Source organism: Ruegeria sp. CDSB117 (assembly GCF_059611005.1).
This window is the reverse complement of the sequence record NZ_JBXWOS010000007.1, coordinates 47312-74128: the sequence shown is the minus strand read 5'-3', so window position 1 is coordinate 74128 and position 26817 is coordinate 47312. Positions and strand designations below refer to the sequence as shown.

General features: G+C 57.4%; 29 protein-coding genes. 12 read left to right on the top strand and 17 right to left on the bottom strand.

Features of this window, described 5'->3' with window-relative positions; translation table 11 throughout:
* Nucleotides 1-5 precede the first annotated feature (5 nt).
* From AC2FJC_RS09900 to lpxK, 4 genes are read left to right on the top strand one after another with little or no spacing between them, the layout of a single operon-like run.
* The gene (locus tag AC2FJC_RS09900; protein WP_496739377.1) at nt 6-1352 is read left to right on the top strand and encodes a TldD/PmbA family protein; all 1347 of its coding nucleotides are present in this window, start codon (nt 6-8) and stop codon (nt 1350-1352) included.
* Entirely contained in the window at nt 1339-2139 is an 801-nt protein-coding gene (locus AC2FJC_RS09895) for a 3'(2'),5'-bisphosphate nucleotidase CysQ (RefSeq protein WP_496739376.1), read from the top strand. The genes AC2FJC_RS09900 and AC2FJC_RS09895 overlap by 14 nt, the downstream gene beginning before the upstream one ends.
* A complete protein-coding gene (locus AC2FJC_RS09890) occupies nt 2136-3371 on the top strand; it encodes a 3-deoxy-D-manno-octulosonic acid transferase (RefSeq protein WP_496739375.1) in 1236 nt (411 codons plus the stop codon). The genes AC2FJC_RS09895 and AC2FJC_RS09890 overlap by 4 nt, the downstream gene beginning before the upstream one ends.
* Nucleotides 3358-4356 carry a tetraacyldisaccharide 4'-kinase gene (gene lpxK / locus AC2FJC_RS09885; RefSeq protein WP_496739374.1) on the top strand — a complete coding sequence of 333 codons (999 nt, stop codon included), beginning with the start codon at nt 3358-3360 and terminating at the stop codon, nt 4354-4356. Before AC2FJC_RS09890 ends, lpxK begins: the two co-directional genes overlap by 14 nt.
* A 38-nt stretch (nt 4357-4394) precedes the next feature.
* On the opposite strand, the gene AC2FJC_RS09880 is transcribed toward lpxK, so the two are convergent.
* Together AC2FJC_RS09880 and AC2FJC_RS09875 are read right to left on the bottom strand one after the other, a co-directional pair.
* Nucleotides 4395-5057, bottom strand: a complete 663-nt coding sequence (locus AC2FJC_RS09880) for a DsbA family protein (protein ID WP_496739373.1) — start codon at nt 5055-5057, stop codon at nt 4395-4397.
* Nucleotides 5058-5071: 14 nt separating this feature from the next.
* A complete protein-coding gene (locus AC2FJC_RS09875; RefSeq protein ID WP_496739372.1) occupies nt 5072-5578 on the bottom strand; it encodes a DUF721 domain-containing protein in 507 nt (168 codons plus the stop codon).
* Nucleotides 5579-5659: 81 nt separating this feature from the next.
* On the opposite strand from AC2FJC_RS09875, the gene mutY reads away from it, so the two are divergent.
* Together mutY and AC2FJC_RS09865 are read left to right on the top strand one after the other, a co-directional pair.
* Nucleotides 5660-6715 carry an A/G-specific adenine glycosylase gene (mutY, locus tag AC2FJC_RS09870; RefSeq protein ID WP_496739371.1) on the top strand — a complete coding sequence of 352 codons (1056 nt, stop codon included), beginning with the start codon at nt 5660-5662 and terminating at the stop codon, nt 6713-6715.
* 59 nt (nt 6716-6774) lie between these two features.
* Nucleotides 6775-7911: an alkane 1-monooxygenase gene (locus AC2FJC_RS09865; RefSeq protein ID WP_496739370.1), complete on the top strand. Its 1137-nt coding sequence runs from the start codon at nt 6775-6777 to the stop codon at nt 7909-7911.
* Nucleotides 7912-7995: 84 nt separating this feature from the next.
* Here the strand turns inward: AC2FJC_RS09865 and AC2FJC_RS09860 are convergent, their stop codons facing one another.
* The 4 genes from AC2FJC_RS09860 to AC2FJC_RS09845 form a co-directional block, all read right to left on the bottom strand.
* On the bottom strand, nt 7996-9378 hold the full coding sequence (locus AC2FJC_RS09860; protein WP_496739369.1) for an adenylate/guanylate cyclase domain-containing protein: 1383 nt from the start codon (nt 9376-9378) through the stop codon (nt 7996-7998).
* 144 nt (nt 9379-9522) lie between these two features.
* Nucleotides 9523-10626: a site-specific DNA-methyltransferase gene (locus AC2FJC_RS09855; RefSeq protein WP_496726544.1), complete on the bottom strand. Its 1104-nt coding sequence runs from the start codon at nt 10624-10626 to the stop codon at nt 9523-9525.
* A gap of 107 nt (nt 10627-10733) precedes the next feature.
* Nucleotides 10734-11351, bottom strand: a complete 618-nt coding sequence (gene rnhB, locus AC2FJC_RS09850; protein ID WP_496739368.1) for a ribonuclease HII — start codon at nt 11349-11351, stop codon at nt 10734-10736.
* A gap of 111 nt (nt 11352-11462) precedes the next feature.
* Nucleotides 11463-11930, bottom strand: coding sequence for a hypothetical protein (locus AC2FJC_RS09845; RefSeq protein ID WP_058279727.1), 468 nt, complete (start codon nt 11928-11930; stop codon nt 11463-11465).
* A gap of 177 nt (nt 11931-12107) precedes the next feature.
* Here AC2FJC_RS09845 and AC2FJC_RS09840 point away from each other — a divergent pair, with 177 nt between their 5' ends.
* The 3 genes from AC2FJC_RS09840 to AC2FJC_RS09830 all read left to right on the top strand — a co-directional run bounded on the left by AC2FJC_RS09840 (nt 12108) and on the right by AC2FJC_RS09830 (nt 14745).
* Complete coding sequence (locus tag AC2FJC_RS09840) at nt 12108-12392, top strand: hypothetical protein (RefSeq protein WP_496726541.1); 285 nt, start codon at nt 12108-12110, stop codon at nt 12390-12392.
* Nucleotides 12364-13065 (top strand): winged helix-turn-helix domain-containing protein, encoded by a 702-nt coding sequence (locus tag AC2FJC_RS09835; RefSeq protein WP_496739367.1) that lies wholly within the window; start codon nt 12364-12366, stop codon nt 13063-13065. Before AC2FJC_RS09840 ends, AC2FJC_RS09835 begins: the two co-directional genes overlap by 29 nt.
* A 108-nt stretch (nt 13066-13173) precedes the next feature.
* Nucleotides 13174-14745 carry a DUF427 domain-containing protein gene (locus AC2FJC_RS09830; protein ID WP_496739366.1) on the top strand — a complete coding sequence of 524 codons (1572 nt, stop codon included), beginning with the start codon at nt 13174-13176 and terminating at the stop codon, nt 14743-14745.
* Nucleotides 14746-14830: 85 nt separating this feature from the next.
* Here AC2FJC_RS09830 and AC2FJC_RS09825 read toward each other — a convergent pair whose 3' ends face one another.
* From AC2FJC_RS09825 to AC2FJC_RS09800, 6 genes are all read right to left on the bottom strand, one after another.
* The gene (locus AC2FJC_RS09825; protein WP_496739365.1) at nt 14831-15622 is read right to left on the bottom strand and encodes a DUF1217 domain-containing protein; all 792 of its coding nucleotides are present in this window, start codon (nt 15620-15622) and stop codon (nt 14831-14833) included.
* On the bottom strand, nt 15622-16020 hold the full coding sequence (flbT, locus tag AC2FJC_RS09820; RefSeq protein ID WP_109310643.1) for a flagellar biosynthesis repressor FlbT: 399 nt from the start codon (nt 16018-16020) through the stop codon (nt 15622-15624). The genes AC2FJC_RS09825 and flbT overlap by 1 nt, the downstream gene beginning before the upstream one ends.
* Complete coding sequence (flaF, locus tag AC2FJC_RS09815) at nt 16020-16394, bottom strand: flagellar biosynthesis regulator FlaF (RefSeq protein ID WP_496739364.1); 375 nt, start codon at nt 16392-16394, stop codon at nt 16020-16022. Before flaF ends, flbT begins: the two co-directional genes overlap by 1 nt.
* Before the next feature lie 77 nt (nt 16395-16471).
* Nucleotides 16472-17683, bottom strand: a complete 1212-nt coding sequence (locus AC2FJC_RS09810) for a flagellin N-terminal helical domain-containing protein (protein ID WP_170417286.1) — start codon at nt 17681-17683, stop codon at nt 16472-16474.
* A 211-nt stretch (nt 17684-17894) separates the two neighbouring features.
* Entirely contained in the window at nt 17895-18254 is a 360-nt protein-coding gene (locus tag AC2FJC_RS09805) for a flagellar biosynthesis protein FlgN (RefSeq protein ID WP_496739363.1), read from the bottom strand.
* Nucleotides 18238-18519 carry a rod-binding protein gene (locus tag AC2FJC_RS09800; protein WP_496726536.1) on the bottom strand — a complete coding sequence of 94 codons (282 nt, stop codon included), beginning with the start codon at nt 18517-18519 and terminating at the stop codon, nt 18238-18240. The genes AC2FJC_RS09805 and AC2FJC_RS09800 overlap by 17 nt, the downstream gene beginning before the upstream one ends.
* A gap of 111 nt (nt 18520-18630) precedes the next feature.
* On the opposite strand from AC2FJC_RS09800, the gene AC2FJC_RS09795 reads away from it, so the two are divergent.
* Genes AC2FJC_RS09795 through AC2FJC_RS09785 form a run of 3 tightly spaced genes read left to right on the top strand, consistent with a single transcriptional unit; the run spans nt 18631 to nt 21425 of the window.
* The gene (locus AC2FJC_RS09795) at nt 18631-19836 is read left to right on the top strand and encodes a flagellar hook-length control protein FliK (protein ID WP_496739362.1); all 1206 of its coding nucleotides are present in this window, start codon (nt 18631-18633) and stop codon (nt 19834-19836) included.
* Nucleotides 19833-20504, top strand: coding sequence for a flagellar hook capping FlgD N-terminal domain-containing protein (locus AC2FJC_RS09790; protein ID WP_496739361.1), 672 nt, complete (start codon nt 19833-19835; stop codon nt 20502-20504). Before AC2FJC_RS09795 ends, AC2FJC_RS09790 begins: the two co-directional genes overlap by 4 nt.
* 54 nt (nt 20505-20558) lie before the next feature.
* On the top strand, nt 20559-21425 hold the full coding sequence (locus tag AC2FJC_RS09785) for a phosphotransferase (RefSeq protein WP_496739360.1): 867 nt from the start codon (nt 20559-20561) through the stop codon (nt 21423-21425).
* Here the strand turns inward: AC2FJC_RS09785 and AC2FJC_RS09780 are convergent.
* The 5 genes from AC2FJC_RS09780 to AC2FJC_RS09760 all read right to left on the bottom strand — a co-directional run bounded on the left by AC2FJC_RS09780 (nt 21422) and on the right by AC2FJC_RS09760 (nt 26716).
* The gene (locus AC2FJC_RS09780; protein WP_496739359.1) at nt 21422-22732 is read right to left on the bottom strand and encodes an NAD(P)/FAD-dependent oxidoreductase; all 1311 of its coding nucleotides are present in this window, start codon (nt 22730-22732) and stop codon (nt 21422-21424) included. The two genes, AC2FJC_RS09785 and AC2FJC_RS09780, sit on opposite strands and share 4 nt — an antisense overlap.
* Nucleotides 22729-23547, bottom strand: coding sequence for an ABC transporter permease (locus AC2FJC_RS09775; protein WP_058272596.1), 819 nt, complete (start codon nt 23545-23547; stop codon nt 22729-22731). The genes AC2FJC_RS09780 and AC2FJC_RS09775 overlap by 4 nt, the downstream gene beginning before the upstream one ends.
* Nucleotides 23544-24434 carry an ABC transporter permease subunit gene (locus tag AC2FJC_RS09770; RefSeq protein ID WP_109310741.1) on the bottom strand — a complete coding sequence of 297 codons (891 nt, stop codon included), beginning with the start codon at nt 24432-24434 and terminating at the stop codon, nt 23544-23546. Before AC2FJC_RS09770 ends, AC2FJC_RS09775 begins: the two co-directional genes overlap by 4 nt.
* Nucleotides 24434-25561, bottom strand: coding sequence for an ABC transporter ATP-binding protein (locus AC2FJC_RS09765; protein ID WP_496739358.1), 1128 nt, complete (start codon nt 25559-25561; stop codon nt 24434-24436). The genes AC2FJC_RS09770 and AC2FJC_RS09765 overlap by 1 nt, the downstream gene beginning before the upstream one ends.
* A gap of 69 nt (nt 25562-25630) precedes the next feature.
* The gene (locus AC2FJC_RS09760) at nt 25631-26716 is read right to left on the bottom strand and encodes a polyamine ABC transporter substrate-binding protein (protein ID WP_496739356.1); all 1086 of its coding nucleotides are present in this window, start codon (nt 26714-26716) and stop codon (nt 25631-25633) included.
* Nucleotides 26717-26817 lie beyond the last annotated feature (101 nt).

Genomic DNA, 26817 nt, shown 5'->3' with positions numbered 1-26817 from the left:
GCCTCATGACCCGCACACCCGAAGAAATCAGCCATAACCTGCTGGACGCGGCCCGCAAAGCCGGAGCTGAAGCGGCGGATGCCATCGTTCTGGATGGCTCATCGGTATCGGTTGAAGTCCGCAGTGGCGCGCTGGAGCACGCGGAACGGTCCGAAGGCACCGACCTGGGACTGCGTGTGTTTCTGGGCAAGCGGCAGGCGATCGTCTCAAGTTCGGACAGTCGCCCCGAAACACTGACGGCGATGGCGCAACGTGCAGTGGCCATGGCAAACGAAGCTCCGGAAGATCCTTTTACAGGGTTGGCCACGCCCGACCAGCTTGCAAAAGACTGGGATATCGCGGCACTGGAACAATTCGACCCGACGCCCGAGCCATCGGCGGATGCGCTTTTGCAGGATGCACTGGCTGCCGAAGCTGCCGCTTTGGCAATTCAGGGTGTGTCCCAGGTATCGGACGCTGCGGCCGCCTATGGCACCCACCGCGTGCATCTGGCCGCCACAAATGGCTTTTCCGGCGGGTATTCTCGCAGCAGCCGCTCGACCTCTTGCGTGGCCATCTCTGGCGAAGGCACGGGGATGGAGCGTGATTACGACGGCGACAGCCGAACGTTTCAAAACGACCTGCGCAGCCCCGGTGAAATTGGCCGCACAGCAGGCGAACGCGCCGTTGCTCTGATTGGGGCACAAAAGCCCGCGACAGGCACGTTCCCTGTTCTGTTTGACGAGCGGATCTCGTCTTCGCTGATCGGTCATCTGTTGGCCGCCAGCAACGGCGCCGCCATTGCTCGTGGTGCGTCATGGCTGAAGGACAGTCTGGGAGAGCAGGTGTTGCCTGAACACTTGTCGCTTATCGAAGACCCGCACCGCCCACGTATCTCGGGCTCTCGTCCGTTTGACGCCGAAGGATTGCCAACACAGCGAAGGGCCGTCGTTGAAAACGGAGTGCTGACTGGTTGGACACTGGATTTGGCCAGCGCACGGAAATTGGGCATGGCTTCGACCGGAAATGCGGCGCGTGGCGTGTCTGGCCCGCCGTCGCCCAGCAACTGGAACCTGAGCTTGACCCAAGGCACGCACAGCCGGGACGATCTGCTGCGTGACATGGGAACCGGCCTGCTGGTGACCTCGATGATCGGATCGACGATCAACCCCAATACCGGCGACTACTCACGTGGGGCATCAGGCTTTTGGGTCGAAAACGGGGAAATCACCCACCCCGTCAACGAATGCACGATCGCTGGCAATCTGCGTGAAATGCTGAAACGGATTATTCCGGCAAATGACGCACGTACGTACTTGTCCCGCGTGGTGCCATCGATCCTGATCGAAGGAATGACACTTGCCGGCACCTGACCTGCAACTGCTGATTGACGCCGCATTAGAGGCCGGAAAGATCGCCACTCGGTTTTCGGGGACCACGGCGCAACGCTGGGATAAACCCGACGGAGCCGGCCCGGTGACCGAAGCAGATCTGGCCGTCAACGCGATGCTTGAGCAAATGCTGCCCGCAGCGCGTCCGGGGTATGGCTGGTTGAGCGAAGAGACCGAGGATTCAGCTGACAGGCTGTCGAAAGACCGTGTTTTCATCATTGATCCCATCGACGGCACCCGCAGCTTTGCCGAAGGCTCGCGGACCTGGGCCCATTCCTTGGCCATCGCCGAACAGGGCGAAGTGACGGCCGCTGTGATCTACCTGCCTTTGCGAAACCTGCTTTATGCCGCAGCAAAAGGTCAGGGTGCCACGCTCAACACCGAAAAGATCCGGGTCAGCGAACTCGGTGTGTTGGAAAGCGCCGAGGTGTTGGCCGCGAAACCCAACATGCAGCCGCAACACTGGCGTCAGGGGCAGGTACCCGAGTTCAAACGGAACTACCGGCCATCTCTGGCCTATCGCATGGCCCTTGTTGCACAAGGTCGATTTGACGGGATGATGACCCTCAGGCCCAGCTGGGAATGGGACATCGCCGCAGGTGATCTGATAATACGCGAAGCCCTCGGCAGGTGTTCGGACCGCGCGGGGCTGCCTCTGCGGTTCAACAATGAAACTCCGCGTCTGAACGGTGTGATCGCTGCGGGTTCAGGTGTTTATGGGCTACTGTCGGAACAACTCGAACCGGAAAGCCCTGGAATCGCACCATGAGCAAGCCACGCTCGTTAAGCCTTGCCGCCTATCGCGTGCTGTCCTGGGGTATGCAGAATACCGCCAGCAACGGCGATATTGCGCGCCCCGAGGGCGAGGTTCTGTGGTTGCACATAAATGCGTGGGAACGTCACCGCGCTATTGTTGATTTTTGCCAGCGGTTGCAGCAGACGCGCCCCAATCTGTCGGTGGTTCTGACCGCGCCACCCGATGCAGATCTGACAAGATGGGCCAGCAGCGGATACCCTTTGGTCAACCTGCCCGCCGAACAAACCGGGGCCGCGCGCGCGTTTCTGGACCATTGGCAGCCGGATATCGGAATTTGGGTCGGGGGCAGCCTGATGCCCAACCTGATCACACGCGCTGAGGAACGTGGGATTCCCATGATGCTGATCGAAGCACAGGCGGACGTGAAAATCGCGCGCGGCGGCCGCTGGCTGCCCGATATCACAAGATACACGATTGACTGTTTTCAGACGATCCTGTGTACGACACCGGAAATCGCCCGCCAAATTCGGCGATTGGGCATCGCTTCGAACAAGGTGCAAGAGGCACCGCCCCTTCATGTCAGCCCAAACCCGCGCCCATGGCCCGAGGACGAGTTGATCGAAGTAAACCATGCGCTGTCTGGCCGACCGGTCTGGTTGGCGGCGTGGGTCCAGGACAAAGAATTCATCTCGGTCCTCAGCGCCCATAGACAGGCAATGCGCATGCTGCCGCGTTTGGCATTGGTATTGCAAGTGGCCGACATTACAGAAGCCGGGCCGTTGCACCGGCGGCTTGAGGCGATGGATCTGCGATGCACCAACTGGGACGAAAGCGGAACGATCGAGGACATGACTCAAGTGATCCTGTCCGCCGTGCCCGAGGATCTGGGCCTGTGGCACCGTGTATCGCCGGTGACCTTCATGGGCAGCTCACTGGAACGCGGTGCCGGAGGCGCAGACCCGCTGGTCGCCACAGCGCTGGGCTCCGCCGTGATCCACGGCCCGTTTGTGCACAGCCAACAACAGCTATACGATCAGCTAGACCGGGCGGGGGCCGCGCGCACCGTCAGATCCGCCACCGAGCTGGGCGATGCAGTGGTGGAACTGTTGGCACCGGATCAGGCCGCCAATATGGCGCTGGCCGGGTGGCAGATCGTAACCGAAGGTGCGCCGCAAGCGGATCACCTGATCGACATGATTCAGGACTATCTGGATCAGCGGAGTGCAGACGATGCGAGCACCTGATTTCTGGAATACCGCCCCGGATCGGCTGGATTTGCGCGCTCGCATGCTGGCACCGCTTGGGCAGCTCTATGCCGGGGCAACGGCGCGTCGGGTCGCCTCGGAACCCGGTATTAACCCAGGCGTTCCTGTCATTTGCATTGGCAACCTGAACGCGGGCGGCACTGGCAAGACCCCAACCGTGATCTGGATGATCGAGCAATTGCGCGATGCCTGGCATGAGACACATGTGGTCACCCGCGGCCATGGCGGCTCGCTGGAAGGGCCGGTGCGCGTGGACCCCGGCAAGCATACCGCGGCGCAGGTCGGGGATGAGCCCCTGTTGCTGGCGGCTTTTGCCGATGTCTGGGTCGCCAAAGACCGCGCTGCTGGAGCAAAGGCAGCCGCCGCGGCGGGTGCCACAGTCATCGTGCTGGACGACGGCTTTCAAAACCCCTCGGTGGCCAAGGATTTCTCGGTCATTGTGGTGGACGCGGCACGCGGGTTCGGAAATGGACTGTGCTTACCGGCTGGCCCCCTCAGGGAACCGGTGGAAGTCGGGTTACAGCGCGCTGATCTGGTGCTGTCCCTTGGCGAAGCTGATGCCCAAATCGAGTTTGCCGAACGCTGGGGGAAAAAACTGTCCGTCCCACATGCGACCGGCGCGGTTGAGCCGCTGCAAACCGGCATGGATTGGAGCGATACGCCCGTTCTCGCCTTTGCAGGAATCGGACACCCCGAAAAGTTCTTTGCCACTTTGCGCCAACAAGGCGCGACCTTGCTGCGGGCCGAGGCATTGGATGATCACCAGCCGCTGACACCCGCCCTTATGACCCGTCTTGAAAACGAAGCCCGCTTGTTGCGCGCGCAAATGGTCACCACGGAAAAAGACGCCGTTCGCCTGCCCGCTACATTTCGCAGCAAGGTCATCACGCTTCCGGTTCGTCTGAAGGTCGATGAGGCGGACAAGGTCAGGCAGATGCTTCTGCAGATCGCCCCGTCGCCCTGAAGGACGACCGGCCCGGATTGAGCCGGTCGTAAAAGCAATTAGCTGCCCAGTTCGTCTTCGATCAGCTTTTTGAAGCCGTCATAGGACTGATTCTCTACCGGCTTGCCATTCACGATGAAGGACGGGGTCGCCTGAATACCATCGCGCTCGGCGTTTTCCTGATACCATGCGACCAGCGTCTGCGCCCGGGTGCCGTCCTGCAGGCAGGCTTCAAGCTGATCATTGTCGATACCAGCTAGACGCCCGATTTTACGCAGCTCGTCCACGATTTCAGCGGGACCACCGGCTTTGGTCCACTCGGACTGTCCTTCGTAGATCAGGTCGGAGATGCCAAAGAACTTTTCGGGCCCGCCGCAGCGCGCAACCATCGACGCCCACAGGCCATAACGGTCAAAGTAGACCTCGCGATAGATGAACTTCACCTTACCTGTGTCGATAAAATCCTTCTTGAGCTGCTTGTACGCTCCCGAGTGGAAATTCGCACAATGCGGGCAGGTATAGGACGCATATTCGATGATCTCGACTGGTGCGTCCTCGGCACCCAGAGTCATCTCGACGATGGTCGAGGTGTCCAGATTTGCCTCTTGCGCCTCGGCGCTGCTGATCAGCGGATAGGCGGGGTTGGAATTTGACTGCGACAGCCAATAACCGCCAGCGGCCACGGCGACGGCCGCACAAATTCCGGTTGCAATACGGCTCATTTCTCAGCCCTTTCTCAGCGTTTTTGCTTGGATAAAACGTTACGGCCCAGACGTTCAAGGGCTGCGCGCAGATCACCATCGTGAATTTCTTGCGCAGCGCGGTCTGCCTCGGCTGCTATTTCTGGTTCGATCTTGGGTTTCGCTTGTTTCGGCTTGTGGTCGAAACTGGCCTGCCCCTCGGCAAATCCTGTCGGAGCGGTCTGGGTGATGCGCACCCGGCTGATGGCGTTATAGCCATAAACCGCGTTCACCTTGCCGCGCAATTGTTCCTTCTGCATCTCCAGCATCGGGGCCTGCGGGCCGTTGGTCAGAACCGTCAGCGTGGCACCAATACCACCCTTCCCGTAACCCACTTTTACCGGTCGCGCGATAGCGGCCATATCCTGTCCAACGATCTCGGACCAATGGGTCAGCAGGCGTGATACGGCAAAGCCCCGGCTTTCACCGGCGCGCCTGATCTGGTCGTTCAGCAATGTCGCGGTGCGTTTGAACCCGCGGGTCGAAGAACGTCTGCGCTGCATCTGGTTTCCAACTCCTGCGCCGCTATTGTAAAGGGCAGAACAACAGGCGCCAGCGAAACCCGACAGGGAGATAGATAAAACTTGCGTGACTCCGGTGAATTTGACGTGAGCAGTGCGCTGCTGGATTGGTACGACCGCCATGCCCGCGAGATGCCTTGGCGCGTAGCCCCAGCCGATCGGGCTGCGGGCGTGATGCCCGACCCCTATCGCATATGGTTGTCCGAGGTCATGCTGCAGCAGACCACTGTTGCGGCTGTGCGCGACTATTTCGTGCGATTCACAACCCGCTGGCCAACGGTTGAAGCGCTGGCGGCGGCACCCGACGATCAGGTTATGGGGGAATGGGCGGGGCTTGGCTACTATGCTCGCGCCCGCAATTTGTTGAAATGCGCCCGGGTCGTGGCCGAACAGCATGGTGGAACGTTCCCCGATACCTACGACGCGCTCGTCAATTTGCCGGGGATCGGTCCCTACACCGCCGCAGCAATTTCCGCCATCGCCTTCGACCGGTCCGAAACCGTGTTGGACGGCAACGTGGAACGGGTTATGGCTCGCCTCTATGACATTCACGACCCTTTGCCCGGTTCAAAACCGCAACTGAAAAAGCATGCGGCTGCGCTTACGCCTATCACTCGACCGGGTGACTATGCGCAGGCGGTCATGGACTTGGGGGCAACAAACTGTACACCAAAATCTCCGGCCTGCGGTATCTGCCCGGTGCAAGCCGCCTGCGCCGCTCGCGCCGCTGGAACGCAATCCGATTTGCCACGCAAGACACCAAAAAAGCCCAAACCCACGCGATACGGCCATGTCTATATAGCCCAAGGCGATAACGGAGCCTTTCTGATGGAACGTCGTCCCGACAAGGGGCTGCTGGGTGGCATGCTGGGTTGGCCGGGATCAGAATGGTCAGACGGCCCGGCCGAAGCACCGCCCTTTCCCTGCGAATGGCAGGTGCTGCCGGGCGAGGTACGCCATACCTTTACCCACTTCCACCTGATCCTGCGCATCTGGACGGCCAAGCTGCCGGTCGGCTGGTCGCATGACGATCTGATTGTCATGGAAAAACACACTTTCCGACCCAGTGATCTGCCAACTGTTATGCGCAAGGCCTATGATCTCTGGCGCTCTACGTAACCCATTGTGTGGCATTGCCGGGTGGGGCTAGTCTGCCCACAGTTTCTCGGAGCGAAACGATGATCGCATCAGACAGTCTGTCACGCTGGCAAGCGGCATTGCCCTTCTGGATGTCCTTCCTGCTGATCCCCGTCATCTGGCTTACCGCCGTTGCCGGAGGCTGGTGGGTCTTGCTTGTGCCTCTTTCGACTTGGTGGGCGTTTGCAGTTCTGGATCGGCTAACGGGGCTGAACCTTGAAAATGCCGATCCGGACACGCCGGACGGCGGTCTCAAATGGTACATTCTGCTGACCAAGGCATGGGCCCCGATTCAGTTTCTCACGCTGTTTGGGTTGCTCTGGTACGCCACACATACCGATCACCTGTCTGTTTTTAGCAAGATTGGGTTGTTCTTCGGGATGGGTGTGATCTCGGGCACCATCGGGATTAACTACAGCCATGAACTGATGCACCAGAAAGGGCGGTCAGAACGTTGGCTGGGTGATATTCTACTAGCCATGGTGCTGTATTCTCACTTCCGGTCAGAACACCTGCTTGTACACCACCGCTATGTCGGGACGCCCCGCGATCCGGTCACTGCGCGGTATAACGAAGGATTTCACCGCTTCTATCCACGCGTCCTGTGGCAGTGCCTTCGCTCTGCTTTCCGCGCGGAGCAGGACAAACTGGCGCGCAAACAACGCCCTTGGATCGACCCGGCAAATCCGTTCTGGCGCTATTGGGCGTTGCAGACGGGCATGCTCGCGCTGGCCTTCGTGGTTGGCGGATGGTCGGGCGTCGCCCTGTTCCTGATACAGGCCGGCGTCGCCATTTGGCAGCTGGAGCTGGTGAACTACGTCGAACATTACGGCCTGACCCGCAAACACCTGGGCAAGGGCAAATACGAGCACGTCCAGCCGCGCCATTCCTGGAATGCCTCACAAAAAGCGTCGAATTGGCTGCTGATCAACCTACAGCGCCATTCCGACCACCACTACAAACCAAACCGGCGCTTTCCGTTGCTGCAGCATCACTCGGAAGATGCAGCCCCACAACTGCCCTACGGCTATCCGATCATGACGGTTGCTGCGATGATCCCACCGCTGTGGCGCCGCGTCATGAACCCCCGCGTCAGGGCATGGCGGCGTCAATATTATCCAGAAGTCACCGACTGGAAGCCGTACAACAAATCGCTCAACCCGTTGCCGCGGTCCTGACCGCAGCGCGCGCCAGCGCGCTGCCCGGCCCAACGGGATGACCCGCATCTTTGATGCGTGGCAGATCGGCGGGAGCCACCCGTCCTACCGCACCCAGATATCCATAGAGCCCTGAACCCCACGGACCGGCTGGTTCTCATGCCTCACGAAACCTGCTGTCAGGTCGGTAGCGTTGTTGCCTTCTTGTATCACCTGTGCCCGCACCGCATCACTCAGCACCACGCGCGCGCCCAGTTCCCGCGTCAGCGCCTCAAGTTTGGCAGAGACATTCACCGCATCCCCGATAACCGCAAATTCCAGTCGGTTCGCTCCGATGTCCCCCAAAACCACCGAACCGTAGTGAACACCGATCCCCACGTGAATCTCGGGCTCGCCCGCGCGCCGCCGTTCAATGTTCCAACGATCGATCACGCCCACCATATCACGGGCACAGGCGACCGCGTTGCTGGCATCCAATGGGGTCGGCACCGGTGTGCCGAAAGTCGCCATCAATCCGTCCCCCAGATATTTGTCCAACGTGCCATGATGGCGAAACACTTCGGTTTCCATTCGGGCGTGAAACCCGCGCAAAACTTCAATGACGTCATAGGGGTCGCGCCCGGCAGCGAATTTCGTGAACCCCACGATGTCGATGAACAAAACGGCGATGTCTTCTTTGCGAACCTGCTTGAGCGGCTCATCATTCTGGCTGAGCTCGTCCACAACGTTCGGAGAGAAATATCGCGACAGGTTTGCCCGTTCCCTTTCAAGCCCGGCATTTGTCATCAACAATCGATTGAGCCGCCGCATCGAGATACCAAGCGTAACCGCAACCATCAGGAATACGATCACCTGCTGAATACGCTGAGGGACCATAAAACTGTTGGGATCCAGCAGTTCCGCAACATCCGGATATCCGGCCAATGCCTCGTACACGCGCTCACTGATGCCCGGAATTGGCGTAGCCACCCACCAGGCGATGATCCAGCCTACCGTCCACATCGTCGCTGTCCATGTGCCGATTGCCACGACCGTGCGCCACGAATAGGCCAGAGTTCCCGCTGCCAGAATGATGAAGAAATACTGGAAGTTGTCGAACCGGTATTGCATTGCCAGCGGTCGAACATCATCGCTGAACGGGTTCGGCACGATCATCCCCAAAGTCATGATCAGCAAGTCGACGAAGATCAGCAAAAGCTCGACCCGTGACTGGCCCACGCTGCCAGCCCGCCGGATCAGCCAGCCATTGGCGCAAATCAATAACAGGATGAAGTGATACCACAGAACGTCCCAATGGGGGTTCAGGTAGATCAACAAAATGCCAGTCAGGCCCATCGCTACCCAGCGGGCGCGGACAGCCAGTTCCAACCCTTCGCGCTTGTGCCGTTCCAGCGCAGCCTCGGTGTACTTGTTGTCCAGATCATATTTGTCGGGCTGTGTCACAAAAAACCGCCCAAATCGGGTTTCGCTGGCTGTGGTATCCGACATTGCCAAGGTTCCTTCCGTGAGCAGCAGGACAAGGAATCTAATATCGGAACTGAATGAAGAATAAAACAAAAGACCCCGCCGAGATCGGCGGGGCAAGGCGTAGTGCCTTGTGTCAGGCCACAGGCACCGGCGGTATTCTTGAAATCAGTTGTGCATCTCGGACCGGATCTGCTGACGCAAAACGTCGATCGGCACCGTTTTGCCATCGCGTTTGAAGCACCAATAGGTCCAGCCATTGCATGAGGGCGCGTTTTCCAGATGCGCCCCGACCTGGTGGATCGAGCCTTTGACGTTGTCGCCCACCAGCGTTCCGTCCGCACGCACTTTGGCTTTGTGACGCTGATTCATGGAATAAAGCTCTTCACCCGGACGCAACATACCGCGTTCAACCAATTGGCCAAAGGGCACGCGCGGCTCAGCGCGTTTGCTTGCGCTGACTTCCAGCGCTTCCCGGTCGAATTTGCGGACTTTCGAGATACGCTTCTCGGCAACCTTGCGATAGCTTTCCTCGCGCTCAATCCCGATAAATTCGCGGCCCAGCATCTTGGCAACGGCACCGGTTGTGCCCGTCCCAAAAAACGGGTCCAGAATAACATCACCGGGGTTGGTCGAACCAATCAGGACACGGTGCAGCAGCGATTCCGGCTTTTGCGTCGGGTGCGCCTTGTCGCCGTTTTCATCCTTGAGGCGTTCATGTCCGGTGCAGATCGGCAGAACCCAGTCGCTGCGCATCTGCACGCCTTCGTTCAGCGCCTTCAGCGCTTCATAATTGAACGTGTACTTAGCACCCTCACGCTTTGAGGCCCAAATCATCGTCTCATGCGCATTGGTAAACCGCTTGCCACGGAAATTCGGCATCGGGTTCGATTTGCGCCAGACAACATCGTTCAGAATCCAGTATCCGGCGTCCTGCAGGGCTGTACCGACGCGAAAAATGTTGTGGTAGGACCCAATCACCCAAATCGCGCCATTGGGCTTGAGGAGACGATGCGCCGCTTTCAGCCATTCGCGGGTGAACTGATCATAAACACCAAAGCTTGAAAACTGATCCCAGTGATCGTCGACCGCATCAACCTGGCTGTTATCGGGGCGGTGCAACTGGCCTTTGAGTTGCAGATTATACGGCGGATCCGCGAAAATCAGATCAACCGACTCCGCAGGCAGACTGTTCATCACATCGATGCAGTCGCCAGACAGAATCGTGTTTAAAGGGAGCGTTTTCACGCCCTTTTTGGTGGTTGTTGTCATTTTACTGCCTCAAGTATCCACGGCGCTTTTGCGCTCATTTGGTTGAGACAAGGATGAGTCAAAGTCGATTCGCCGTCAATTTCTTTTTTGAATCAGCGGCTTACGATTTACTCTTGATACAAGATATTGTGTACCGGCTTGAATGAACGCCTATGATGTGGGGTCACACCAAGATTTCGCAGCGCTTCTCTGTGTTGTTTTGACGGATAGCCTGCGTTCTTCTCCCATCCGTAGCCGGGATGCTGTTGCGCCAAATCCACCATCAGTTGATCGCGCCAGTTTTTGGCAATGATAGAAGCCGCCGCAATCGACACCGAATGCGCATCCCCTTTGACAACTGCCTGCGCCGGGATCGTCAAACCGCGAGGGATCATGTTTCCGTCAATCAGCAGATAGTCCGGCGGAGGATCAAGGGCCGCAACCGCTCGTTCCATCGCCAGATGCGAGGCACGCAAGATGTTGTGTTCGTCAATCTCGGCAACCGAGGCTTCAGCTATCGCAAATTCAGCCCGGTCGCGAACCGCGATATCCAAAACAGCCCGTCGTTTCGCCGTCAGTTTCTTGGAATCGTTCAGCCCCTCGGGAATATCTTCGGGGTTCAGGATCACGGCGGCGGCAACCACAGGCCCGGCCAATGGCCCACGGCCCACCTCATCCACACCGGCAATGCGCAGATATCCTTGCGCCACTGCCGCCTGTTCAATCGAATAATCTGGCGTTGTCATACCAACCGAAAACCGCGTTTCGCGCCCCACCGCAAGACAAAAAAGAGAGGGCGGCTTGTGCCACCCTCTCCTGCGCGGCGCTTCTGTGGCACCGCTCCTGCTCGAAAGTGATTACTTGTAAACGACGCGGTATCCCTTCTGGCGCAGGCATGCGGGTTCATATGCCCGATTCACCTTATTGCCGTTCCAGAAACCGACCTTGCACTCTTGCGGCAGGCTGTTGGCATGTTTGTAGTGCTTCTTGAGGCATTTCGGAGCCAGAAGCGGGTGATTGTTCGAATAGGCGCTATACTTGCGCAGGCATTTCTGCGGCAGATCATACCGCGCGACGTGTTGCGGCAAGGGGCGCACTGGGTAACTGGGCTGGGCCACATAAGGCTGAGGCGTATAGGTCTGATGACGCGTCGTCCGGTCCTTGCGTTTTTCCTTGTTATAGTAGTGGACCCCGGCACCGATGATCGCGATGGCAGCAAGCCCGCCAAGGATGTCCTTGGCATCCGCCGCCCGCGCCTGCGAGGCTGAGACGCCGGTGATGGTGATAGCGGTGGCAACGATAAAAGCGATGAACTTCCGGTGCATGATGCGTGTCCTTCCTGGTGTTTCGGGGCGATCCGGCACAGACCGCAAACGTGATGCCCCAACACTGGGTCCGCACCCTTCGGACAAGCAATAACGGGCGGTTGTTATCCGATATCACGCCCCTCAAACCCCTTAGGTTATTGAATATCGTGCAAACCCATGCGCAGGATGCAGCCTATGAAACCGATCCTCTCTTCTCTGGCCGTTGCGGCCCTGATATCGCTTGGTACCGCCGCGTCGGCAGAGTGCTATGCGGACTACAAGGCCAAGCAGGACAACCCCCTGCGGCTGCATTATGGCGTGATGCAGGTTTCGGCCTGTGACAAAGGCCAGGCCCAACAAGAAGTCGCGCAACGCCTTAGCGCGTCGGGCTGGACCTTGTTGAACGTCATGTCTGTCTTTGGGCCGGAAGGATTGGATAAAAGGAAGGCCAATGCCGGACAATTCTATCTCCGTTACTGATACCCGGCGTTCTGGTACTAGACTGGTTGGCGCAGGCATCGCGGCGATCATCCTGATTCTCGTCACTGCCGCCATCTTTTTGTTCTGGACCCTGCCGGACGCCAACGCCTTTAACGCGCGCGTTGAACGGCTGTTTGTCGAAAGCGATCTGACCTCGCAGACTGAAATTCGCCTATTGGAGATATTGGCTCAGTCCGGCACCGCCTTTGCCGATACACTGTCCAGCTATCGTATGGTGATATTTGTATTGCTTGTCTTTGCCAGCGCCATGCTTGTGACGGCGCTGGTTTTTCTGGTGATGCTGGTGATGCTGAACCGCCGGATGGCGCAAATTGAACGAACTGGTATTCAAGTGACATCCTTGCTGATCAGTCGCGAGGAAAACACCGTCTACCTGAACAATATGGATTTCAAACTGACCCCCGCAGCGATGGAGACATTGTCCGTCCTGGCGGAGTCTCGACTGGACGATGAGGTTCTGTCCGGTGTTCAGATCGAGGCGATGATCTCGGGCAAAAGCGCCGCCGACTGTGACGAAGCTGCCGGTGCTACCCGGATCAAAAGGTTGCGTGATGCCCTGGGTAATCAGATGGTCAGCGAGTTGCTGGTCAAGAACATCGCCAAGAAAGGCTATATGCTGTCCATCGAAAAGGATGTAATCCAGATGGTCTGATCCGACGGGGTTTCGCAGCTATCGAACAATAAAAATGCCGAGACCGCCCCTTGGAAATCCCCTTCACAAGGCCCATCCTATAGTGACCCCGGGCCAGGGAGGAGGATGATGAACGTCCACGCCACAGCAAGACCAAAAGGCTATGGGATCTCGGTCGAACGGTTAAGCGGTAAAATTGCGATTTACCGGGACCAGGACCTTTTAGCCGAAAGCAGCAACGCCAAAGTCATGTACGAAACGCGGCTTCCGCCGACGATCTACATCCCGCGCGAGGACGTGCTGGTGGATCTCAGCGACGAGACCGAACTGCAAACGTTTTGCCCCTTCAAGGGCACTGCGACCTATCACGACATCATCCTGGATGGTGAGCGGCTGGCCAATTCCGTTTGGGCCTATGAGGAGGCCCTTCCAGAAAGCGCCGCCATTCAGGGGCATATCGGATTTTTGCCCAACGCGTATACCCGGATCGATTTGGGCGATAACCAGCTCCGAGAACCCGAAGACGGCAATATCAGTGGTCCTTTGATCGATTGGCTGATGCGTGGGGCGTCTGCGAATGACACGCCTGAGGCATTCACCAAAGCGCTGGCCGAGAAAATGCTGGAACATGGGATCGCCATCCAACGTCTGAGCATCCTGACATGGTCCCTGCATCCGCTGATAGCGGGCAAGCACTACATCTGGGAAAAGGGCGAGGCCGAGATATCGACCAATGTTCCGACCTACGAAATCCACGACCACCCGGCATATATCAACAGCCCATTACGTCATGTGTCGAACGGGCTGGGCGGCGTGCGGCAGCGGCTGAACGAGGAGAACCCCCACAATAGCTTTCCAATCATGGAGGACTTGCGTGAAAAAGGGGCGACCGACTATGTCGCCATGCCGTTGCCGTTCTCGGATGGACGTACCAACGTTCTGACCCTGACCTGCGATCACCCGGACGGGTTCACGACGGAAAACCTTGGGCTGGTGTTCGAATGCTCGCTGGTCATCGCCCGGTTTTATGAGGTCTTCATGCAGCGCGAGAACGCTCAGGTTCTGCTTGAAACCTATGTTGGCAAACGCTCGGGCGCGCGCGTCTTAGGGGGTGAGATCCGGCGCGGTGACGGGGATGAAATTGATGCCGCCATCATGTTCTGTGATCTGCGCAATTCGACCAGCTTGGAAGAGAAACTGGGACGCACCGATTACATAAACCTACTGAATGACTTTTTTGAAACCGTTTCTGGTATCGTGCACGAAAACGGCGGCGAAGTCCTGAAGTTCATCGGTGACGCGGTCCTTGCCGTATTTCCAGCGGGTGAGGATTCAAAAAACGCCCGCGAAAACGCACAGCGAAGCGCCATCAACATCGTAGAAAAGTTGGGAGAGTTGCGCCAGTCAGGTTCCGACAACCATTGTGATTGCTCAATCGGGGTTGCCTACGGGCGCGTGACCTACGGCAATGTTGGCTCACGTGAGCGGCTGGACTTTACCGTGATCGGACAAGCCGCGAATATCGCTGCGCGTCTGGGTGAATACGGAAAAACCAAAAACCACAGGATTGTGGTATCTGCCGATATTGTGCCCGCCTGCGCCAATGCCCTGCCGCTTGGCGACGTCAAGCTGCATAACGTTTCCCAACCGGTCGAGTCTTATGCTCTCAGAACTTCCGCAGATGCCGTTCTGAACGCTTAATATACAAAAAGCGCGCAGTTCAATTCAATCAGGGCCACCCGACATTGTTTCTGGTGGTAGTCGCGTGTCCGAAACACTTTTTGCCTTAGACACCAAGCAGGATCAGCGCGGTCTGCGCCGGGGAAATCGCGCTTTCAAGCTGAGCGATTTGACTACGGGCAAGAAATTGATCTGTCAGCCGCTCTATGGCGGCCTTTTCCTCGAATTGGGCCAGATCATCGGACCCGGTCAGCCCTGACAACCTGTCTTTGAATACTTCCAACTGTCTGTCGATGTTCAACTGGCCAAAGCTGGACGGCAACCCAAGTGCCGTCTCCATCATGCGCCGCAGCGGTGGCAGGCTCATCAAATCGAACCATTTGGTATCTTTGCTGCCCGTCTTTTGCGCCAGATCACCCAGCGCATGCTGGGCATACAAAGCGATACGCATCGTTTCATCTGATTCACCCACAGCAATTTCAAATCGCGACACAACACTGTCACGTGCAATCTCTTCCATGTTGGTGATCAGACCGGTTTTGCGCACCTCGCCCGGCCCAAACCCAAACGCCTCGGAAAACTGCCGGTACCTTTTGTCGGACAGACGATTGGACAACGCATCCTGGGCCTTGGTCCCGTCGGAAAGGATCTTCTGGATGAAATAGCGATTGTCCAGGTCGGATTCCAACCCAAAGGCGCCTAGTGCAACTTGCAACAGCCGGCGATCGGACACCAATTCCTCCGCTGTTTGGACCTTTTTGATCTTCTCCAAAAAGTACTCACTGTCCCTTTTGTTGACAGAGGACGAAGAAAAACTGTCGATCTGCGCGTCATATGTCCGCTGCAGGATTCGCCAGCCGACAATGCCGCCCGAAGGTATGACCGGCTGGAACGTCATTACTGGTAGGCCATGAGCCGCTCTTCGCGGGGCAGCAGCGCGCGCAAGGCTTTAAGGCATTTGTAAAACTGCTGATCCAGAAGCGCCTGCGTTGCCTCGGACAGAACCCGGCGACTGTCGGCGTCAGTAAAGACCTGGCTCAGCTCTTCGACGCGCCGTAACAATTGTTGGCGTGCCTGATCGGGTTCCATATCTCCAGACAGCACAAGTTGAGCAGCATAGCAGACACGTCGAACCGGAGTGTTCACCTGGTCCGGGTGGATCGCATCCCGCAGGCGCAGTACATTTGCCTCAGGTGTCATGATCGAAAACCGACTACGGCGGTCTCCATTTTCCACGACTACACCGTTGATCAAAACCCGTTCTTTCGGCGCCAATTTCAAAACCAACCCTGCCATCAGGTAGCCCCCGTTTGGCGAAGACCGCGCAGAACCGCCATGTTGATCTCCAACAATGGCTCAACCGAGGCTTTGTTCCCCAATACCTGGCTACTGTGCTGTTCGGTGAATTCCGCCAGATAGAATATCCGCGCACGCAGATCATTTGGCAGCGCATTGTCTGAGTCCGTGACGCCACTGGCCAGAACGGTCCACAGTCGCCGGTTTTCGTGCAAAGCCTGCACAAACGCGCCGAAATCTGATTTTTGACGGGCCGCGGCGGCCTTGAGACTGCGCGTGATTTTCGAGATCGCTTCGTATTCCGTATCGCGCGGGGTGCGCGTTGGCGCGGCGGTCTGTGCATATGCTCGTTGTGCGAGGGCTTGCGGGGTCACTTAATATCCTTCCGGTAATCTGCCACTTGGCGGTCAGTATCGGGGCGCGTTGCCGCGCCCCGACCATGTTCCTTAACTTAGCGGAACAGTGACAGAATCGACTGCGGTGCCTGATTTGCGATCGACAGCGACTGGGTTGCCAGCTGTTGCTGAACCTGAAGCGCCTGCAGACGTGCCGAGGTTTCTTCCATATCCGCATCGACCAATGACCCGATTCCGGATTTGAACGAATCCGCCAGGTTCGAAATGAACTCCTTCTGCGTTTCGATCCGACCTTGCGAAGAACCAAAAGCCGCCGATGCATCGATCGATGTGTCAATCAGCGTCTCGATTGTGGCCAACGCGGCCGTAGCACCTGCACCGGTTGAAACATCAATGCCCGTCAATGCGCCAAGACCGCCTGAACCCGCGTTCACATACTGAGCCGAGAACGAAATGTCCGTGCCGGTGGCATTGGCAACGGACAAGGTGCCCGCGGTGCCCGAGTCATAATCAACAGTCAGACCCGTGATACCAAGTTCATCAATTTTCGCCTTCAAACCCACTGCAACGATATCGCCGGTCGTAGAGGCCGCAGCATCCGTTGCAGAAACCGTGTAGGATACGACCTGATCGTCGATCGCCAACACAACCTTGTCACCTGCAGCAAACGCACCACTGGATTCATCCGTTACCAGCGCAGTTGCCGAAGTTGTGCCGTTGTCAATCGTCGCACCAACGCGGTCGTTGCCGGTGGAAGACCCGGTCGAACCGTCAAACACCTGAGCCGCCGTGTACCCGCCGGTAGAAAGGTCCTGACCCGCAACAGTGATAGACGACGCGGTCACGTTGCCAGAGTTGTCCCGGTCAAGAGACGCCAGGATCGAAGCGGAACCCGCCGAGCCGTTAACCAGGTTGAGGCCGTTGAATTGCGCGGCGTTAACAACCGAGTTTATCTGGCCCTTTAACGCGGTGACATCGTCGTTGATCTTGTCGCGATCTACGTTGTCTTCCTGTGCTGCAACGATCTTGCTTTTCATCTGAGACAGCAGATCGGTGACCGTTTCGGACGCGTTACGCGCAACCGCTACGGTGGACTCACCCAGTGCCAGGCTGTCTTTGATCGCGTTGAAGCCTTTGACATCCGATTCCATGACCTTGGAAATCGCCCAGACGGCCGAGTTGTCTTTCGCAGTCGCAACGTCCTTACCGGTGGAGATCGCGTTCCGCGTTGCCCCAAGATCCTTGTTGACCGACTTGAGAGTTTGCAGCGCAACCATGGCGCCATTGTTTGTCAGAATGCTGGACATTAGCTTTCTTCCTTTTCCGTTCGGGCCCTTTTCGCCCATGCTCATCCCGCCACTGGTGCGGGCTTTGACGTCTTTCTGATCGGTGCGATCCGCCGTCGGGCTGTTCGCGCCACCTGATTTGTCCAGGTGCCCGAACACCTTTGACGTCGATCCCCTAACGGAGTGCTAAAGCGCGGAATTCAGAAACCTCGGATTTGAATTAAACCCGTATCTATGCCCGTTTTTCCAGCTTGGCTTGATGGCGGACGGCGAATTCGCTGCGCTGCCCGTCCGCACCATAGGTGCTGAATTCCTGCCGCACGCGCCGTAACTCGGCCATGCGGTTGGCCACCGCGCGAATCCCTTCGGCGGCGCTGTTTAGTAACGCCTGATTCCGCTCGACCTTTCTTTGCAGGCGGATCAGCTCATCACTATCAGGGACATCAAGATCATTGAGTGCCCCAATCAGCTTTTCCTTTTCCGGAGCCGTATGATGCAGACAATCCAGATCGCCCTGCACCAGCGCGTTTCGCTCAAGCTCAAGAACGTCTTCGAGTGATTTTACTAGGTCGGTTTCAGACGTCTTTGGCATCGGTTTTCTCCATCATGGATTGGAACAGGGTTTCGGACAGGCCAACGCCACCGGATCTGGCCAGCGCACGGGCCTGATGCTGAACAAGAAATGAGGCAAACTGATCTTCGCCCGCACCGCCGCCAAAGGATTGGCGCGCTTTGCCCAGCCCGGCCGATTTCAACATCTCACTCAGAAACGAAGCCTCTAGTTCTATCGCCGCCTCCCGCAATTTCTGGGAATAGGCGGGGGGTTGAGATGGGGAGAGAGGCGGGGAAACCTTCATTGCTTTCTCCAAAAATTGCATCGAACTTTTTCGATCAAAAGCGAAAGCAGTTAAAATAAACGTAACTTCCTGCAGGCAGGTTTCCGGTCACACAACCGGAGTCGGAGCATAATGCCCAACCCTCTTTCAGTGATGTCATCCTCGCCAACCGCAACCGCCAAACCCCACGGAATCAATCCCGAGCAGGGGGATGAAAGTGGCGCTACGTTTGAGGCCGTGCTCAATCAACACAAAGGTGAGAACAAAGAAGAAGCAGCCGCTCTTACAGGCGCAGAACCGGACGTGGACGTTGAAACGGACGAGGCTGTCTTGCTTGAAGATGCAGAAGTGTCCGCTGATCTCAACCAGAGTGAGCGGACACCCCTTCTGGACACGCGTCTTGAAGTGGGCACAAAACGCGATCCCTCCGAAACACCCGTGTCAGCTGCGTTAACCGACCCGCGCAGTCCGAAAGTGCCTGAAACCGAGCAAACCGGCCTATCCAACAAGGTCGATAGACTGGATGCAGGCATCAATGATTCGCGCATAGTCACCCCGGATTTTCGGCACAGCGCGGCTTTGAGCCCTGCGTCACAACCAATTGCTGCGCGGGGAAAGGTGGACCTTGCGGCTTTTGCGTTGCAACCTGTGGGCGTATCCCGAAAAGAGACCGCAGACCGGACCGTTCATCCAGAGCGGCACCGGCATGAAACGCAACATCCGCCGCAAAGCAATCTTGCACCTCAACAAACGACCAACCCGGATCGCGCACCAAGCATCGCTCAATTGCAGATGTTCGCGCCGGAAAAAACCCGTGCTCAGACTGACGCGCCAGCATTTCACGAGGTCGAAGACGTTCACGCCCTCAGGGCAGATTCGCCCGTTTCGGCGGGGCGGGATCCGGTAACTTTTACACAAGCCATGGCACAGACTGCCCGGGCCGAGACAGCGCGCGCCGTCGCCGGGCAAATGGCTGCCGTCATCACCACACAGCCGAAATCCGGTTCCGTTGAAATCGCGCTGAACCCCGAAGAACTGGGGCGGGTGTCCATCATGTTGAACGGCCGCGATGACGGATTGCATCTGACAATTTCCGCCGAGCGCCCGGAAACCCTCGAGATGATGCGCCGTCATTTGGCGGTGTTGGAGGAAGAGTTCAAAAATTTTGGCTTAGGCGATCTGTCATTTGACCTCGGGACATCCGGAGACGCCGAACAGAATCAGGCCGGCCACCAGGAAGGATCGCCTGCTGAGACCGCGCAACTCACCGATTCCTCTTCAAACGCGTCACCCATTCCCAAAACCGGCCCCGTTGGCCGCATCGACATGAGGTTGTGAAATTGATTACCCCGACCCAATCCAACGCCCAACCGTCAGCCACAGTTCAAACCCAAGACGCGTCAAAGCAAACAGGTCTGGCATCAGACTTTGAGACATTCCTGACAATGTTGACCGTACAGGCCCAGAATCAGGACCCGTTGAAACCGTTGGATGCCTCGGAATATGCATCGCAACTGGCGCAATTCTCGATGGTCGAACAACAGGTTCAGACAAATGATTTGTTGGCGACACTTCGACAGGCGCTGGGTGGCGCAAATTTGGACAAACTCGGCAAATGGATCGGGATGGACGTGCGAGCGCCCGCGGCTTTCCAATATGAGGGCGAGCCTTTGACGCTGTTTGCCACACCCGCACCAGATGCTGACAAGGCGGTCATAGTCATCCGCGACAGTGACGGAGCCGTTGTCGATCGTGTGGCTGTTTCCACGACCGACGATAAAACGGTTTGGACTGGTCAGGGAAGCGATGGGCAGCCTCTGGCGGCGGGGAGTTACTCGGCCACACTGGAAAGTTATGATGGCGACGAGCTGTTATCGACACAGCTGGCAGAGACCTATGGCGAAGTTGTCGAAGCTCAGGTTACGGACAATCAGGTTATGCTGACCCTCGAAAGCGGGAAGGTTGTCGCAGCTACGACGGTAACCGGGGTCAGAGCCGGAACTTGATCTGCCGGGCAAGACAGTTCAAACCTTGGCAGATTCGACTCGCTAACTGCATTGGTGAAACTCCTGCCTGCCCCAACCCGCCCCCCTTCTGATCTGGTCGACGATCTGCGCGCCCGTGACTTTGTTCAGCCCGGCGCAGAGTTTCAAACGTTGTATGGCGGGCGAACAAATCAGGTCTGGAAAGTACTGGGTGGCAGCGGTGACAAGGTTCTGAAGCTGTATCGCGCAACACCGCGCAATCCGCTGTTTCGCAACGACCCGGAACTCGAAGCGCTATGCTTACGCACCCTTGAGCCAACCGGATTTGTTCCTCGCCTGCGTGCGACAGGAACACATGATACAGGCCATTGGGTGTTCTACGATCACGCTCCCGGATCACCGTGGCAAGAAAGGCCTGAGAGTGTCGCTGGTTTACTGAGTGAACTACACAGGCTTGATGTTTTGGTCCAAGCGCCGGATGGCTGCAATGGCAGTCGGGACCTGGCTGAACATGCCGAGCGTATTCTAAGCGTCTGCACCTCTGATACACGAGCACGGCTCGCGCAGCTGCGCCCCAAAGGCCATGTGCCCGCGACCGCACACACATGCCTGATCCATGGCGATACCGTGGCCGGAAACATCCTTGTCGCGGCGACTGGCATGACCCTGATCGACTGGCAGTGCCCGGCTTGGGGCGATCCGTGCGAGGACATTGCGATGTTCCTGTCGCCGGCCATGCAACGGCTTTATCGGGGCGCACCCCTAAGCGTGACCGAGGAAGAGCGGTTTCTGGCTGCATATGGTCACGATGAAACTGTCGCGCGATACCGGGATTTGCGCCCGTGGTATGCGTGGCGCATGGCTGCCTACTGTTTGTGGCGCATCGAAAACGGGGCCGCGGATTATGCCCAAACGCTCGAACTGGAAATCGCCGCGCTTTAGAGCGATAGCCGATCCGCGATTGCCATCGCGGCATAGGCGGGCGGCATCAAGGCGCGCCGCCAGAACCCAAGAGGAAACCGTCCCGGCGGCTGTGCAATCGGCGCGGGCAACTCGGTCTGTTTATCCAAAACCAGGCGGGCAAGGGCGCGCCCGCAATACGTCCCCATGGCAACGCCGTTCCCGTGATAGGCAAAGGCGGCAAACATTCCGGGTTGATCGGGAACCGGCCCGACATAAGGCGTCAGCTTGCGCGACAGGCACACCATTCCGGACCACATATGGGTCACATCCACTTCTTTCCATTCCGGAAACATGGCCTGAAAGTCCCGACGCATTGTCCGGCGAATGGCGGCCTCGGCCCGAGGGGACGACTGTAACCCTCCGCGCATGCCGAACAGGAACCTCCGATCAGGCATCAGGCGGAAATAGTGCAGCAGGTTTCGGGTGTCATAACACATCTGCTCCGAGGTCCACCCCTGCGCTTGCAACTCAGCGTCTGTCAGGGGCCGGGTCACCAGAACCGTGGATTGCGTGGGCATGTAGCGTCCCGACAACCAGGGCGGCATATCCTCGCTGGAGTATCCGTTCGTGCAAATCAGAACATTCGTGGCGCGGATTTGACCTGATCCGGATTCAATATCGAACCCGGCCTGAGTTTTCTTGATGGTTTCAACCGGCGATTTCTGGAAAATCTGTACGCCCCGCGCCTGGGCGGCCCCTGCCAAGCCAAACAGATACTTTCGAGGGTTAAGAGCGAAACCAACCGGATTTGTATATGCACCATGAAAGAAACCGCCCAGACCCAGGCGCTGCAGGTCACCAGAACCGTGCAAGACACCTGATGCTTCTGCGTTACGACGTAGCTTTTCCATCGCCCGTGCCGAATGGGCCAGTTGGGTTTCCCCTTTCGAATGGGTATCGGCGTCGATCTGATGCTGTTCCAGCAAATCTGCGACAAGCTGAACAGCATCTTCTTCCGCTTGTTCGTAGGACTGCGTAGCCTCAACACCAAACCCACGGACCAAAGCCGCATGGCTCAGCTTGGACCCTCCAAGACAACAAAATCCTCCATTCCGGCCCGAGGCACCCCACCCCGGGGTTGCGGCCTCAAGAACCGCAACTTTCACACCTGCCTCGGCCAGATGCAGGGCTGCCGAAAGCCCCGTGAAACCGCCGCCGACGATTGCGACGTCAACGTTCAGATCACCTTTATGGGTCGGCCAATCAGGTGCCGAAATTGTCTGATCCCACCAGCAGTTCTGACGGGGTCCAGGCCCATAGGTGTAGTCCGGAAAAAGACGTTTCATTCGGTGCGCGCAGCGGCAAGTTCATCCTGCTTTTGCCGAACCATTGCGCGTTTCGTCACCAGCGAGGCGGTGATGACGCCAACCGTGACGACTGCAATCATGATGGTAGACAGCGCGTTGATCTCGGGGCTGACGCCCAGACGCACGGCCGAGAATATCTTGATCGGCAGCGTTGTCGCCGACGGGCCCGAGGTAAAGGACGCGATAACCAGATCGTCCAGCGATAGGGTAAAAGCCAGCAGCCAGCCTGAAATCACTGCGGGCGCAATGATCGGCAGTGTCACAAGACGGAACGCCTGCGCTGGCGAACATCCCAGATCCAAAGCGGCCTCTTCCAGCGACTTGTCAAATGTCACAAGGCGCGAGGACACGACGACCGACACAAAGCACATCGAAAAGGTTGTGTGGGCCAGAACGATGGTCAGAATGCCCCTGTCCAGCCCAATGCCGATAAACAGCAGCAGCAACGACAGGCCGGTGATCACTTCGGGCATTACCAGAGGCGCGTAAATCATTCCGGAAAACAGTGTCCTGCCAAAAAACCGCCCGCCACGGACCAGAACATATGCGGCAGCGGTGCCAAGAACCGTAGCCAATGTGGATGAGAACACCGCAACACGTATTGTCACCCAGGCCGCGTTCAGAAATGCCTCGTTCTGGGCAAGCTCACCGTACCATTTGGTCGAGAACCCTGCCCATACTGTGACCAGCTTGCTTTCGTTAAAGCTGAAGATGATCAGGATCACCATCGGGATGTAGAGGAACGCAAATCCCAGTGTCAGAGACACCGCGTTGAACCAACTCAGCCTGTTCATTGCTCGGCCTCCGTCTGTTTCTGCTGGTTGCGCTGGAACAGCACAATCGGGATCACGAGGATAAGCAACAACACAACGGCAACGGCACTGGCGACCGGCCAATCGCGGTTCGAGAAGAACTCTTCCCACAGCACCTTTCCGATCATTAGCGTGCTGGACCCGCCCAACAGCGACGGGATCACGAATTCACCGATCACTGGGATCATCACCAGGAAACAGCCGGCAATGATGCCGGGGCGCGACAGCGGTATAGTCACCAGCCAGAACGCCTTCAGACGAGAACAGCCCAGATCTTCGGCTGCTTCGATCAGGGATTCATCCATGCGCTCCAACGACGAATAAATCGGCAGGATCATGAAGGGCAAATAGGTGTAGACGATACCGATGTAGACGGCAGTGTTGGTGTTCAAAATGGTCAGCGGGGTCGAAATGATACCCAGCCACAACAGAATCTGGTTCAGATAGCCTTCATTGCTGAGAATTCCCATCCACGCGTAAACGCGGATCAGGAACGAGGTCCAGAACGGCAGGATCACCAGCATCATCAGCGTCGGGCGCCATTCGGCTGGCGCACGGGCCATTCCATAGGCAATCGGATAACCCACCAGCAACGTCAGAACCGTCGAGATCAGAGCGATCTTGACGCTGGACAGGTAGGCTTTCCAGTAAAGGTCATCTTCGGTCAGCCAGACGAAGTTTTCGAAATCCAACTGGCTGAAAAAGTCGGTTATCCCAGCCCAACCCTGCGACAGATCCAGTGTCGGCGTATATGGCGGGATCGCCAGTTCGACATCCGACAGCGAAATCTTCAGAACGATAAAAAACGGTATCAGGAACAGGGCCAGCAGCCAGACATAAGGAACAGCGATCAGAAGGGCGCGGCGCATCAGTTTGCCAACAAAACCGCAGCCGTTGCCGTCCATGACAGCCAGACCGGGTCTTCCCATGTAAACGAACGGCGCGAGATTCGGCGGGTGTTGGCCGATTGCGCCTTGATGATCGTGCCATTCGGCAGTTCCACGTAGTACGTGGACAGGTTGCCAAGATAGGCAATGTCAAGCACCTTGCCCTGTACCGCATTGATGGCATCCGCCGGGCGGTCGGCCGAGATCGTCACCTTTTCGGGGCGGATCGCCAGATGGCAGCTTTGCCCTTTTGTAAATTCTGTCGATGAGGTTGCTGTCAGCGGTGATTGCCCTTCGGCCCAGTCGATCTGATAGGCCTCATCACCGTTCGCGGTCGCCCGGCCTTCGATAATGTTCACATCACCTATGAAATCCGCGACGTAGACTGAATTCGGGTTTTCATAGATCCTGTCCGGCGTTGACACCTGCATCAGTTTGCCCTGATCCATCACGGCGACGCGGCTGGCGACAGTCATGGCCTCTTCCTGATCGTGGGTCACGATCACAAAGGTGGTGCCGGTCTTTTCCTGAATATCCATCAGCTCGAACTGGGTGTCCTGCCGCAGTTTTTTGTCCAGCGCACCCAAGGGTTCGTCTAGCAACAGCAGTTTTGGCGCTTTGGCCAGTGACCGTGCCAGCGCGACCCGTTGCCGTTGGCCACCCGAAATCTGGTGCGGTTTACGGCGGGCGAATTGCTCAAGCCGGGTCAGGCGCAACATCTCTTCCACGCGGTCTTCAAGATCCCGCTTGGGCATATTGTCCCGGCGCAGACCGAAGGCGATGTTCTCCCAAATACTGAGGTGAGGAAACAGCGCATAGGACTGGAACATCATGTTCACAGCCCGCTTGTTTGGCGGGATCGGGTCGATGTCCTGCCCGCCCAGCATGATGTGCCCTTCGGTAGGCTTTTCAAACCCTGCCAGCATCCTCATCATGGTCGTCTTGCCGCAGCCGGATGGACCGAGCAAAGCAAAGAATTCCTGTTCAAATATGTCCAGTGACAGGTTGTCGATCGCCGTGAATCCGCCAAAACGTTTGGTCACATTCTGGAATTGGATCAATGGTTTCGCCTGTGGATCTTCCCACGGCGCAAAGACGTTTGTGTTCAAGGCGGCCCCCGTTCGACGGTCTGATTGAAAGGGCAAGGCGGTCGGGCCGCCTTGCTCAGATACTTCGGTTCAGGTGCCCGATTTGATTTTTGTCCACAGGCGGGTCACGCTCCGCTGCGTTTTGACGGGATAAGGCGTCGTGATGTAGAGATTCTCCATCGTGGCATCACTCGGATAGATTGCCTGATCACCAATCACGTCTTCCTCAAGGAACTCCTGAGAAGCCTTGTTGCCATTGGCATAATACACATAGTTCGATGCGGCAGCCATGTTGTTGGCGTCCAGAATGAAGTTCAAGAACTGGTGTGCGCCTTCCGGGTTCGGAGCATCCGCCGGGATAGCCATCTGGTCGAACCACATCAGCGAACCTTCAGCGAATGGGTGGTATTCAATTTCCACGCCATTTTCAGCCTCGGCCGCGCGATCCCGCGCTTGCAGGATGTCACCTGACCAACCGACAGCTACGCAGATATCGCCATTTGCCAGCGCGTTGATGTATTCCGAGCTGTGGAATTTCTGGATATGCGGGCGAACGCCAGCCAGGACTTCTTCGGCTTTACCGATCACATCGGTGTCATGGCTGTCCGGATCTTCACCGATATACTGCAGCACCATCGGAATAATCTCGGCCGGAGCGTCCAGGAAATGGACGCCGCACGAGGCCAGCTTTTCCATATTCTCCGGCTTCAGAACCAAGTCCATGCTGTTCAGAGCAACGTCATCGCCCAGCACTTCCTTAACCTTACCAACGTTAACGCCGAGGCCGGTCGTCCCCCACATGTAGTTGATCGAATAGGCGTTGTTCGGGTCATAGCCTGCGGTACGTTCCTGAATCACGTCCCATAGGTTTCCTGAATTCGAAAGCTTTGCTTCGTCCAGTTCCTGAAAAGCCCCAGCCTGAATCTGACGCTGTAGAAACGTGCCCGACGGCACAACCACGTCATAGCCTGATCCACCGGCCAGCATCTTGGTTTCCAGAACCTCGTTGCTGTCAAACACGTCGTAGATCAGGGTCAGCCCTGTCTCTTCTTCGAATTTTTTCAGTAGATCCTCGTCGATATAGTCGGACCAGTTATAGACGCGCACCTCTTCGGCAAAAGCCGCCGAAGTCCCCAGCGCGACAATCGCTGTCATCGTCAGCGTTTTGATTGACATATTTCTCTCCCTGCAAGTGTACGGGTATTCTCCCGTTTTTTTTGATTTGATCAAGTTTTGCGTTTTCCCCCGATCCATCGTATGGTTTCACGAGGTCAGGC